Source organism: Blastomonas ursincola, from assembly GCF_013607875.1.
Classification (GTDB): domain Bacteria; phylum Pseudomonadota; class Alphaproteobacteria; order Sphingomonadales; family Sphingomonadaceae; genus Blastomonas; species Blastomonas ursincola.
The window spans coordinates 27,499-39,050 of sequence record NZ_VDES01000001.1 but is presented as its reverse complement, the minus strand read 5'-3'; the positions used below and the strand labels follow the sequence as shown (position 1 = coordinate 39,050).

The following is an 11,552-nucleotide window of genomic DNA, read 5'->3' as shown; positions in this document are numbered from 1 at the left end:
GATGGGGAGAGTGCTGGATGGCCGCAACGGCTGCAGCAGACGGGCAGGATTTCGACGCTAGCCGCGATCGGCTGGTGATTGTCGCATCCTCGCTCGGCACGGTTTTCGAATGGTATGACTTTTTCGTCTACGGGATCCTGGCGACGCTGATCGGCCAGCTGTTCTTCCCGTCCGACAACCCCACCGCCGCCACGCTCGCCTCGCTGGCGATCTTTGGCGCGGGCTTTGGTGTGCGACCGCTGGGCGCGGTGCTGTTCGGTTATCTCGGCGACAAGGTGGGGCGCAAGTACACCTTCCTCGTCACCATCTCGCTGATGGGCGGTGCGACCGCCTCGATCGGGCTGCTGCCTACCTTTGCCACCGCAGGCGTCTGGGCCGCGGCGCTGCTGCTGGTGCTGCGTTGCCTGCAGGGCCTGGCGCTGGGCGGCGAATATGGCGGTGCTGCAATCTATGTCGCCGAGCACGCTCCGCCGGGCAAGCGCGGGCAATATACCAGCTGGATCCAGGCATCGGTGGCCGGGGGCTTCCTGCTCGCGGTGATCTGCGTGCTGGCGACGCGCAAGCTGATGAGCCCCGAGGATTTTAACGCCTGGGGCTGGCGCGTGCCGTTCCTGATCTCGATCCTGCTGCTCGCGATCTCGCTCTATATCCGCATGAAGCTGTCCGAAAGCCCGGTCTTCCAGGCAATGAAGGCTGCAGGCTCCACGTCGAAGAACCCGTTCATGGACAGCCTGCGCTATCCCGGCAACATCAAGCGGGTGATGGTGGCGCTGTTCGGCGTCGCCGCGGGCCTGACGGTGATCTACTACACCTCGCAGTTCGGCACGCTCTATTTCCTCACCGGCACCGCGCGCGTCGCCGAAGAGGATGCGCTGCTCTACATGGCCGCAGGGGCCACGCTGGCTGCGCCGCTCTACGTATTCTTCGGCTGGCTGTCCGACCGGGTCGGGCGCAAGCGCCTGCTGCTGATCGGCTATGGGCTGACCGTGGTGCTGCTTTTCCCGCTCTTCCACCTGATGGCGCAGGCGGCGAACCCCGCGCTCGAGCAGGCGACCAAGACCTCGCCGGTCACGCTCGCCATGCCCGAATGCGCGTTCAATGCGCTGCAGCGCACGCAGACCACCGAGTGCGGCAAGGCGCTCAATTTCCTCAGCAAGCGCGGCATCAGCTACACCAAGGTCGATGGTGATGCCGTGGCGCTGAGCGTCGGCGGCACGGTCGTGCGCGGCTATGACGAAAAGGCCTATGTCGCCGCGCTGGAAAAGGCGGGCTATCCCGACAAGTCCGATCCGGCCTCGCGCCAGCCCTTGCTGATCATCCTCTCGGTCGCGCTGATGGTGGCGCTGTCGGCGATGACCTATGGCCAGGTCGCGGCGATCATGGTCGAGCTGTTCCCCGCCAAGATCCGTTATACCTCGATGTCGATCCCCTATCATATCGGCACCGGCTATTTCGGCGGCTTCCTGCCCTATATCTCGCAATATATCGTGGCGCGCACCGGCGATGCCTATTCGGGGCTGTGGTACACGATCGCGGTCGTGGTGATGGCGTTCACCGTGTCGCTGATCTGGCTGCCGGAAACCTCGGGGCAGGACGATATTGGCTGAGGCCGCTCAACTGTCGGCGAACATGCGGCTGGTGCTCGATGGCGGGGCGCTGGTCGCCAATTGGCGCGCGCTCGACCGGCTGAGCGGCAAAGCGAGCGCTGGCGCGGCGGTCAAGGCCGACGGCTATGGCCTCGGCGCGTCCGAGGTCGTGCAGCGGCTGTCGAAAGCAGGGTGTGGCGACTTTTTCGTCGCGCACTGGGGTGAGGCACAGGCATTGGCCGGAAGGGTCGATCCGGCGCGACTCGCCGTTCTGCACGGCATCGCGCCGGGCGAGGAGGCCGCGGCGCGTGCCGGGTTTGCGGTGCCGGTGCTCAACAGCGCCGAGCAGATCACCCGCTGGCGCCAGGCGGGTGGCGGGCGCTGCCATGTGATGATCGATACCGGCATGAGCCGTCTGGGTCTCGACTGGCGCGAGAATATCGCGGGCCTGTGCGCCGGGCTCGATGTCGATCTGTGCATGAGCCATCTTGCCTCGGCAGACGAGGACAGCGCACAGAATGCCGCGCAGCTCCAGCGCTTCGAGACGGTGCGCCAGAGCGTGCAGGCCGCGCGCTACAGCTTCGCCAACAGCGCTGGAATCGCGCTGGGCAGAGACTATCAATTCGACTGCACCCGGCCTGGCCTGGCGCTCTATGGTGGCGTACCCTGCGACGCGCTGGCTAAGCACGTCAGCCCGGTCATGCGGCTGGAGACGCGCATCCTGCAGGTGCGGCACGTCCGCGCGGGCGACAGCATCGGCTATGGCGCGACCTATGTCGCCCGGCACGACATGCGCACCGCGACGCTGGCGCTGGGCTATGCCGACGGTTTCAAGCGGGCCTTGTCGTCGATCGGCGCGTTCCGGCACGGCGATGCACGCCTGCCGATCCTGGGCCGCGTATCGATGGACCTGACGTGCATCGATCTCGCCGCCGCGCCAGACCTCAGCGAAGGCGACTGGATCGCCGCCGATCTCGTGCTGCCCGAGGTTCAGGCGGCAACCGGCATCAGCCAGTATGAATGGCTCACCCAGATCGGCCGACGGTTCGACCGGATCTGGGTGGATTGAGCGCCTGGACGATATAGCTCGTCATTGCCGCGAACGCCGGAATCCCGCTTGCTTGCAGCGGTAACCCAACAGCGGCGTCACCCCCGCCTTCGCGGGGGTGACGGGCAGCTTAGCGCTCCACCGTCAGCGCGATGCCCATGCCGCCGCCAATGCACAACGTCGCCAGGCCCTTTTTCGCGTCGCGACGGCCCATCTCGTAAAGCAGCGTGGTCAGCACGCGCGCGCCGCTGGCGCCGATGGGGTGACCGATGGCGATCGCGCCGCCATTGACGTTCACCTTCTCGGGATCCCAGCCCATTTCCTGCGTCACCGACAGCGCCTGTGCCGCGAACGCCTCGTTCGATTCGATCAGGTCGAGGTCCTCGACCTTCCAGCCCGCTTTGGCGAGCGCGCGGCGGCTCGCCGAAACCGGGCCAATGCCCATGATCGACGGGTCGACGCCCATCGAGGCCCAGCTCGCGATGCGCGCCAGCGGGGTGAGGCCGCGCTTCGCCGCGTCTTCCTCGCGCATCAGAACCAGAGCCGCCGCGCCGTCGTTGAGACCCGAGGCATTGGCTGCGGTGACGGTGCCGTCCTTCTTGAACGCGGGCTTCAGGCCAGCGACGCTGTCATAGGTCGCACCGGCGCGGATATACTCGTCCTGATCGACGATCGTATCGCCCTTGCGGCCCTTGATCGTCACCGGTGCGATCTCGTCGGCAAAGCGGCCCTCGGCACGCGCGGCTTCGGCGAGATTCTGCGAACGGACGGCAAAGCGGTCCTGCGCCTCGCGGCTGATCTGGTATTTCTCGGCCAGGTTCTCGGCGGTGATGCCCATGTGATACTGGTTGAACACGTCGGTCAGCCCGTCATAGACCATCGTGTCGACAAGCTTCATGTCGCCCATCTTCTGGCCCGAACGCAGCATCTGCGCGTGCGGCGACATCGACATGTTCTCCTGTCCGCCCGCGATCACGACATCGGCATCGCCATTGGCGATCGACTGGAAGCCGAGCGCAACGGCGCGCAGGCCCGATCCGCAGACCTGGTTGACTCCATAGGCGGGGACTTCCTTGGGCACGCCCGCGTTGAGCGAGGCCTGGCGCGCCGGATTCTGGCCCTGCGCGGCAGTGAGCACCTGGCCCAGGATCACTTCGGACACCTCGTCAGGCGACAGGCCCGATTGCGCCAGCGCCGCCTCGATCGCTATGCGGCCGAGCTCGTGTGCAGGCGTTGCGGCATAGGCGCCGAGAAAACTGCCGACCGGCGTGCGCTTGGCGGCGGTAATGACGATGCTCGACATGATGGGCGTTCTCCAATGGCTGGGGAGGAAGGATCGTGTTCGTTATGTAGAAGCTTCGTGTGACAATATCCACCGCCTGAGCATCGGCCAGAGCGTGGTCGGCGCGCTGCCGCCGATGACCATGCCGACATGGCCCGATGCCAGCACCTCGCGGCCCGGCACGTCCGGCGAACAGGCGAGCGGCACGATGGCATCGCTGGCCGAGGCGAATTCCATGATCGGCCCGCGCACGGCATCGGGTCCGATGCGAATGCCGTCGACGATCCAATCGCCGCTGCCGCTGCGGTCGTCGCGATAGAGCTGCTCGAACAGCTGCGCGCCGAGCGCGAAGGGCAGGGGCTCGCCGCCATTGGCCCAGTCCTCCACCGCAACGAAACGCCGCGCGCTGGCGCTGTCTTCGGGCATCGCGCCGAACTTGAGATATTTCTCCATCAGCTTGGCCGGCGAGAGCGTCCAGAAGCCGTGCTGCATCACCTCCATCGGCACCAGCCCCATCGCCTCGCAGGCCGGGCGGTGATGCTGCCACATTACGGTCAGCTCCTCGCGCCGCCTGGCCGGATAGCCGCTGAAATGCCAGGGCGTCGCGATCAGCGTCAGGCTGCGCACCTCGATATGGCAGGCTGCCGCCATCGCGATCATGCCGCCCAGGCAATAGCCGACCAGATGCACCGGGCGGCCGATCGCCTGCAGCATCGGCAGCAGCAGCCGGGTGGCGAGATGATCGAGATCGTGATCGCGATGCGCGGGCGCGGTCGTGCCCCAGTCGACTAGCGCCGACGAGAGGCCCTCGCGGCCGAGCCATCCCATCAGCGAGCAATCGGCATCCATGTCGAGCACGTGCGGCGCGTTGATGGGCGAGGGTACGAACACGATCTGCGGGGATGCTGCGCTCTGTTCGAGCGTTAACCCTGCTGCACTGCGCAACATGGCCTTTCCGTGCTGCAGCAAGACTGTCCCAGGCTTGCGCAGAAAGCTGCGATCTGCGCGTCCGTAAAGGTCAAGCGCCTGCAAAAGCTGGATCAGGCGCGGGGGATCATCAGCGAGCTGCTGGCGGGCCAGTGCCAGGAAAAGTGGTAAAGGGCGGGGTGCATGTTGCAGTGCACTATGCTGCGGTGCTACAGTCCCATGGGATTGAACGGGAGATGCACGCATGGCCAAGTCTGGCACCTCGGATTCGGATGATGTCATCATCATCAAAAAATACGCCAACCGTCGTCTCTACAACACCCGGTCGTCGAGCTATATCACGCTGGACTACCTTGCCAAGCTGACCCGCGAAGGCAAGGATTTCCAGGTCGTCGATGCCAAGACCGGCGACGACATCACCCATAACATCCTGACCCAGATCATCATGGAAGAGGAATCGAGCGGCCAGCAGATGCTGCCCGTCGGCTTCCTGCGCGAGCTGATCTCGATGTACGGCAATTCGATGCAGTCGATGATCCCGCAATATCTCGAAGCCTCGATGGAGGCCTTTCGCAAGAACCAGGAGAAGTTCCAGAGCGCGATGGAAGGCAGCATCAAGAACAGCCCGTTCGCGCAGCTCGCGCGGCAGAATCTGGCGATGTTCGAAGCGGCATCCAGCGCATTCACGCCGCGCAAGGACAAGCCGGCCAGCCCGGCCCAGCCGACTGCCGCAGCCTCGTCCGATGACGAAATCGCCGCGCTCAAGGCCCAGCTTTCGGCCATGCAGCGCAAGATCGACGATCTTGTCGACAAGAAATAACCGATAGGCCGCCTGGAACGGAAACAGGCAATTGCCTGTTGGCTCGGCAGAGCCTAGGCACGCGGGCCTATCTTGATTGCAGGACTGAAATTCACGTGAGCCAGAAGAACGCACTGCCCGTCACCCGGCAGGAAGATTTTGCCGCCTGGTATCAGGCTGTCATCCAGGAAGCCGATCTCGCCGAGGAATCGGGGGTACGCGGCTGCATGATCATGCGCCCCTGGGGCTATGGCATCTGGGAACGCATCCAGATGCTGCTCGACCGCAAGATCAAGGAATCGGGCCACGAGAACTGCTATTTCCCGCTGTTCATCCCCTTGAGCTATTTCGCCAAGGAGGCCGAGCATGTCGAAGGCTTTGCCAAGGAAATGGCGGTCGTCACCCACCATCGGCTGAAGATGGAGGACGGCGCGCTGGTCGTCGATCCCGAGGCGAAGCTGGAAGAGCCGCTGGTCGTGCGCCCCACCTCGGAAACGGTGATCGGCACCGCCTTCTCGCGCTGGCTGCAGAGCTGGCGCGACCTGCCGATCATGGTCAACCAATGGGCCAATGTCGTGCGCTGGGAAATGCGCACCCGGATGTTCCTGCGCACCTCGGAATTCCTGTGGCAGGAAGGCCATACCGCGCACGAGAACGAAACGGATGCGATGGGCGAGACGCTGACCATTCTGCAGATGTACCGCGATTTCGCGCAAGGCCCGCTTGCCATGCCCGTGATCGCAGGCGAGAAGCCCGAGAACGAACGCTTTCCCGGTGCGGTCGCGACCTATTCGATCGAGGCGATGATGCAGGACGGCAAGGCGCTGCAGGCCGGCACCTCGCACTATCTCGGCCAGAATTTCGCGCATGCGCAGAACATCCGCTTCCAGGACCGCGAGGGCCAGTTCCAGTTCGCGCACACCACCAGTTGGGGTGTATCGACGCGTCTGGTCGGCGGGGTGATCATGACGCATGGTGACGACGATGGCCTGAAGGTTCCGCCGCAGATCGCGCCGCACCAGATCGTGATCGTTCCGATGCTGCGCGAGACGCCCGAGGACGAGGCACTGCTCGCCTATTGCACCAAGATTCGCAACGCGTTGATCGATGCCTCGGCGTTCGGCGAGCCGTTGCGCGTGCTGATCGACAAGAAGCCCGGCAAGGCCGGTCCCAAGCGCTGGGGCTGGGTCAAGAAGGGCGCGCCGATCATCCTCGAGATCGGCGGCCGCGATGCGGCGGGCGAGCAGGTGACGATGCTGCGCCGCGACTCGCTTTATGGCGAGGACGGCAAGCTCGCCAACCAGGCGATGCACTGGGAATCGTTCGTCGGCCAGGCCCCGGCGCTGCTCGACCAGATCCAGACGCTGATGTTCTGCTCGGCCAAGGCGCGGCTCGATGCCGAAATCCGCGAGGACGTGACCGATCTCGAAGGCCTGAAGGCGCATTTCGAGGGCAGCAAGCACCCCGGCTGGGTCGCGGTGGACTGGTGCCGCCCGACCGGCGAGGCGCTGGACAAGGTGGTCGAGCAGCTGAAGGCACTGAAGCTCACCATTCGCAACACGCCCGAGGGTTCGTCGCCAAAGGGCGCGAGCTGCTTCTTCACCGGCGGTCCCGCGGTCGAGCGCGTTCTGCTCGCCCGGGCCTATTGAGCCCGGGGTGGCAGGCGCTCGCTCAGGCAAGGGAAAGCCGGATCGCGCTGCGGCGGGGATGCCTAGTCGTGACGAGATCCTGAAATTCCTCGGCGAGAGCCAGGACGCGGCAGGCAAGCGCGAGATCGCCAAGCATTTCCGGCTGAAAGGCGCGGAAAAGATCGCGCTCAAGGCGCTGCTCAAGGACATGGCCGATGAAGGCCTGATCGACAGCGACAAGGGCAGGGCGTTCCACAAGATGGGCGGTCTGCCCAAGGTCACCGTGCTCAAGGTGATCGAGGCCGATGGCCGCGATCTGATCGCGATACCGGACAACTGGCAGGCCGAGGGCGTGCCGATGCCGCGCGTGCGCCTGTCCGAACGCGGGCGCTCGGCGCTCGCTGTCGGCGACCGGGTGCTCGCGCGCACCGAAGAGGCGGGCAGCGGCTATCGCGCCTTCGTGATGAAGAAGCTCCAGCGCGCGAACGAGCAGTTGCTCGGCGTAGTGGAGAAGGGCGAGGGACGCAAATTGTGGCTCAAGCCCGTTGACAAGCGCATCCGCCGCATGGTGCCCATATCCGATCCGGGCAACGCCGAGCCGGGCCAGCTGGTGCTCGCCGAGCAGCACGGCCAGCGCGACCGGATCAGCGCGAAGGTCACCGAAGTGCTGGGCGAGCCGTTTGCACCGCGCTCGTTCAGCTTAATCGCGATCCATAAATACGGCATTCCGCACGACTTTGCGTCCGATGCCATCGAAGAGGCCGAGCGCGCGGCGAAGCTGCCGCTGTCCGCCGACCATCGCGAGGACCTGCGCCATATCCCGATCGTCGCGATCGATCCGGTCGACGCGCGCGATCATGACGATGCGATCTGGGCGACCCCCGACGACGACCCGGCCAATGCGGGCGGCTATCGCGCGATCGTCGCGATTGCCGATGTCAGCTATTATGTCCGCCCCGGCGGCGCGATCGACCGCGCGGCGCGCAAGCGTGGCAACAGCGTCTATTTCCCCGACCGCGTCGTGCCGATGCTGCCCGAAATACTTTCGGCGGACATGTGCTCGCTGAAAGCCGGGCAGGACCGCGCGGCGATGGTGTGTCACCTCGTCATGGACGCATCGGGCAAGCTCAGGAACTGGCGCTTCACCCGCGCGCTGGTGCGGCTGGCGGCCAATATCGCCTATGAGGACGCGCAGGCGGCGATCGATGGGGCGAAGCCGCACGAACTGACCGACAGCGTCCTCAAGCCGCTCTGGGCGTGCTGGAAGCTGCTGTTCATGGCGCGCGAGGCGCGCGAGCCGCTCGATCTCGACCTGCCCGAGCGGCGGATCGTGCTCGACGAGGCCTGGCGCATCGTCAGCGTTGCGGTGCGCGAGCGCCTCGATGCGCACCGGCTAGTTGAGGATTTCATGATCGCCGCCAATGTCGCTGCGGCCAAGGCGCTCGAGGCGAAAAAGGCCCCTGTGGTCTACCGCGTCCACGAACCGCCCTCGCGCGAGAAACTGGTCGCGCTCAAGGATTATCTCGCGACGTTCGATATCAGCTTCGCGCTCGGTCAGGTCGTGCGGCCCGCCACCTTCAACGGCATCCTGGCCAAGGTTAGCGACGACACGGTCAAGCCGCTGGTGATGGAACAGGTGCTGCGCAGCCAGACCCAGGCCTATTACGGGCCGCGCAACATGGGGCATTTCGGGCTATCGCTCGCGTCCTACGGCCATTTCACCAGCCCGATCCGGCGCTATGCCGATCTGCTGCTGCACCGCGCGCTGGTCGACGCGCACGGCCTCGAGCAACCGCCCGCGCCGAGGCTCGACCTTCCGCCGACCACGGGCTTGGCCGAGCACGATGCTGCCTCGCTCGACCGGATCTGTGAGCTGATCAGCGGATTCGAGCGGCGCGCGATGGAGGCCGAGCGCGAGACGGTGGACCGCTATGTCGCCGCGTTTCTCGCCACCAAGGTTGGCGAGATTCACAAGGTCCGCATCACCGGCGTGCAGAGCTTCGGCTTTTTCGCGACGATCGAAGAATTCGGCGGCGACGGGCTGGTGCCCGTGTCGACCCTGGGCGCGGAGCGCTTCTGGTATGACGAGGCATCGCAGACATTGACCGGCGAAAGCAGCGGCGAGCGCTATGCGGTGGGGCAGCGGCTCGAACTGCGTCTGGCCGAGGCTGATCCGGTGACCGGGGCGATCAAGTTCGAACTGCCCGAGGGCGGCAATTACATGCCCGGCCCGCCGCCACGCAGCAAGGGCCCCGGCAACCGCCCTGGCGGTCGCCCGCCGATCAAGCGGCGCGGCCGTCCCGCCAATATTCGTCATCAGAGCCGCTGAGGCGGATCAGGACATCCGGTCGATTTCCTCGTCGGAAAGTCCGCCGGGCACGATGGTGACGGGGCAGGGAAGGGCACCGGCATCGGCTCCGGCGAAATGGGTAATCAAGGGCCCCGGCGCGCCGGTGGCGGCAGCGCCCAGCACCAGCATGGCAAGGTCCGGGCAACTGGCCATGTAATTGCGGATTTCCTTGGTGGCATCGCCCATCCGCACCGTGATCATCGGGCGCTGTCCCATGTCTTCGAACAGGGTGCCGGCGGCATCGGTGACCAGGGCCTCGGCGCGGCTGCGCGCCTCGTCCTCGATGGTCGCCTGCACGCCGCCCCAGGCAACGAAATCCTGCTTGGGCACGAGCGCCAGGATATGCACCTGACCGCCGGTATGCTGTGCGCGGCGGGAGGCAAAGCGTAGCGCCGTCAGCGCCTCGCTCGTCTCATCCATGATGACCAGATATACCCGCATTTTTTGCTGCCCCGTTTGCTGCGCGGCAGACTGCGTCAAAATGATAGGTGTGGCAAGGGTCTGCCCCCTTGACCCTACGGCTTGAAGCGTCGAGAACGGCGCCGGTCACTGAATCGGGGGAAAGACACCCAATGCCTATCAATCTGAAAATGCCCGCCCTCTCGCCGACGATGGAGGAAGGCACCCTCGCCAAATGGCTGGTCAAGGAAGGCGACACCGTTGCTTCCGGCGACCTGCTGGCCGAGATCGAGACCGACAAGGCAACCATGGAATTCGAAGCGGTGGACGAAGGCGTGGTCGCCAAGATCCTGATCCCCGCCGGAACTGACAATGTGAAGGTGGGCGAGGTGATCGCGATCATCGCTGCCGAGGGCGAGGATGTGGGCGATGCGCCCGCTGCCGCTGCTCCGGCGCCGGCGGCGGCACCCGAACCGGCTCCGGCTGCCGAGGCCAAGGCCGCTCCGGCGCCCGCTCCCGCTCCCGCTCCTGCCCCCGCTGCAGCATCGTCGAGCGACGACCGCATCAAGGCGAGCCCGCTTGCCAAGCGCATCGCCGCCGCCAAGGGCCTCGATCTTGCGACGATCAAGGGCACCGGCCCCGGCGGCCGTATCGTCAAGGCCGATGTCGAGGACGCCAAGCCCGGCCAGGCGAGCGCCGCAGCACCCCAGGCTGCGGCTGCGCCCGCTGCTGCCCCAACGCCAGCCCCCGCGGCAGCGGCTGCGCCGTTCACCACCGACATTCCGCACGAGGCGAGCAAGCTCTCGAACATGCGCAAGACGATTGCGCGCCGCCTGACCGAAGCGAAGCAGACGATCCCACACATCTATCTCACCGTCGATGTGCAGCTTGACAAGCTGCTCAAGCTCCGGAGCGAACTCAACAAGGCGCTCGAGGCGCAGGGCGTGAAGCTCTCGGTCAACGACCTGCTGATCAAGGCGCTCGCCAAGAGCCTGATCCAGGTTCCCAAGTGCAACGTCACCTTCGCGGGCGATCAGCTGATCAGCTACCAGCGCGCCGACATTTCGGTGGCGGTCAGCACGCCTGCCGGCCTGATCACCCCGATCATCGTCGGTGCCGAAACCAAGGCGGTGGGTGCGATCTCGACCGAGATGAAGGAATTGGCGAGCCGCGCCAAGGACGGCAAGCTGCAGCCGCACGAATATCAGGGCGGTACCGCCAGCCTGTCGAACATGGGCATGTTCGGCATCAAGCATTTCGAGGCAGTCATCAACCCGCCCCAGGGCATGATCATGGCGATCGGCGCGGGTGAAAAGCGTCCGTATATCGTCGATGACGCGCTCGGCATCGCCACGGTGATGAGCGCCACCGGCAGCTTCGACCACCGCGCCATCGACGGCGCCGACGGCGCGCAGCTGATGGCGGCGTTCAAGGACCTGTGCGAGAACCCGCTGGGCATGCTGGCTTGAGTTGAGCCGGGCCAGGGGCTGACCTTATAGCCCCTCTCCCATTACGGGAGAGGGGCATTGATGC

Annotated in this window: 9 protein-coding genes; 6 read left to right on the top strand and 3 right to left on the bottom strand. The window is 65.6% G+C overall.

The genetic code is table 11. The features are described 5' to 3' along the window. The first annotated feature begins 17 nt into the window (after positions 1-17). Together FG486_RS00210 and alr are read left to right on the top strand one after the other, a co-directional pair. The gene (locus tag FG486_RS00210; RefSeq protein ID WP_181265999.1) at positions 18-1,607 is read left to right on the top strand and encodes an MFS transporter; all 1,590 of its coding nucleotides are present in this window, start codon (positions 18-20) and stop codon (positions 1,605-1,607) included. A gap of 22 nt (positions 1,608-1,629) precedes the next feature. Then, complete coding sequence (alr, locus tag FG486_RS00205; protein WP_181266800.1) at positions 1,630-2,655, top strand: alanine racemase; 1,026 nt, start codon at positions 1,630-1,632, stop codon at positions 2,653-2,655. Between the two features lie 109 nt (positions 2,656-2,764). On the opposite strand, the gene FG486_RS00200 is transcribed toward alr, so the two are convergent. Further along, entirely contained in the window at positions 2,765-3,937 is a 1,173-nt protein-coding gene (locus FG486_RS00200; RefSeq protein ID WP_181265998.1) for an acetyl-CoA C-acetyltransferase, read from the bottom strand. Positions 3,938-3,979: 42 nt separating this feature from the next. Then, complete coding sequence (locus tag FG486_RS00195) at positions 3,980-4,864, bottom strand: alpha/beta fold hydrolase (RefSeq protein WP_181265997.1); 885 nt, start codon at positions 4,862-4,864, stop codon at positions 3,980-3,982. Positions 4,865-5,087: 223 nt separating this feature from the next. Between FG486_RS00195 and phaR the strand changes: the two genes are divergently transcribed. From phaR to rnr, 3 genes are all read left to right on the top strand, one after another. Further along, positions 5,088-5,663, top strand: coding sequence for a polyhydroxyalkanoate synthesis repressor PhaR (gene phaR / locus FG486_RS00190; RefSeq protein WP_181265996.1), 576 nt, complete (start codon positions 5,088-5,090; stop codon positions 5,661-5,663). A gap of 95 nt (positions 5,664-5,758) precedes the next feature. Then, entirely contained in the window at positions 5,759-7,291 is a 1,533-nt protein-coding gene (proS, locus tag FG486_RS00185) for a proline--tRNA ligase (protein ID WP_181265995.1), read from the top strand. A 58-nt stretch (positions 7,292-7,349) separates the two neighbouring features. Continuing rightward, positions 7,350-9,599: a ribonuclease R gene (gene rnr, locus FG486_RS00180; protein ID WP_181265994.1), complete on the top strand. Its 2,250-nt coding sequence runs from the start codon at positions 7,350-7,352 to the stop codon at positions 9,597-9,599. A gap of 6 nt (positions 9,600-9,605) precedes the next feature. On the opposite strand, the gene FG486_RS00175 is transcribed toward rnr, so the two are convergent. Next, complete coding sequence (locus FG486_RS00175) at positions 9,606-10,061, bottom strand: universal stress protein (RefSeq protein ID WP_023838999.1); 456 nt, start codon at positions 10,059-10,061, stop codon at positions 9,606-9,608. Positions 10,062-10,192: 131 nt separating this feature from the next. On the opposite strand from FG486_RS00175, the gene FG486_RS00170 reads away from it, so the two are divergent. Continuing rightward, positions 10,193-11,488: a pyruvate dehydrogenase complex dihydrolipoamide acetyltransferase gene (locus tag FG486_RS00170; RefSeq protein WP_181265993.1), complete on the top strand. Its 1,296-nt coding sequence runs from the start codon at positions 10,193-10,195 to the stop codon at positions 11,486-11,488. The last annotated feature ends 64 nt before the right edge of the window (positions 11,489-11,552 follow it).

Excerpts from the sequence above, each read along its gene's own strand:
- FG486_RS00210 (WP_181265999.1), top strand. The coding sequence starts at position 18 with ATGGCCGCAACGGCTGCAGCAGACGGGCAGGATTTCGACGCTAGCCGC.
- alr (WP_181266800.1), top strand. The coding sequence starts at position 1,630 with ATGCGGCTGGTGCTCGATGGCGGGGCGCTGGTCGCCAATTGGCGCGCG.
- FG486_RS00200 (WP_181265998.1), bottom strand. The coding sequence starts at position 3,937 with ATGTCGAGCATCGTCATTACCGCCGCCAAGCGCACGCCGGTCGGCAGT.
- FG486_RS00195 (WP_181265997.1), bottom strand. The coding sequence starts at position 4,864 with ATGTTGCGCAGTGCAGCAGGGTTAACGCTCGAACAGAGCGCAGCATCC.
- phaR (WP_181265996.1), top strand. The coding sequence starts at position 5,088 with ATGGCCAAGTCTGGCACCTCGGATTCGGATGATGTCATCATCATCAAA.
- rnr (WP_181265994.1), top strand. The coding sequence starts at position 7,350 with ATGCCTAGTCGTGACGAGATCCTGAAATTCCTCGGCGAGAGCCAGGAC.
- FG486_RS00175 (WP_023838999.1), bottom strand. The coding sequence starts at position 10,061 with ATGCGGGTATATCTGGTCATCATGGATGAGACGAGCGAGGCGCTGACG.
- FG486_RS00170 (WP_181265993.1), top strand. The coding sequence starts at position 10,193 with ATGCCTATCAATCTGAAAATGCCCGCCCTCTCGCCGACGATGGAGGAA.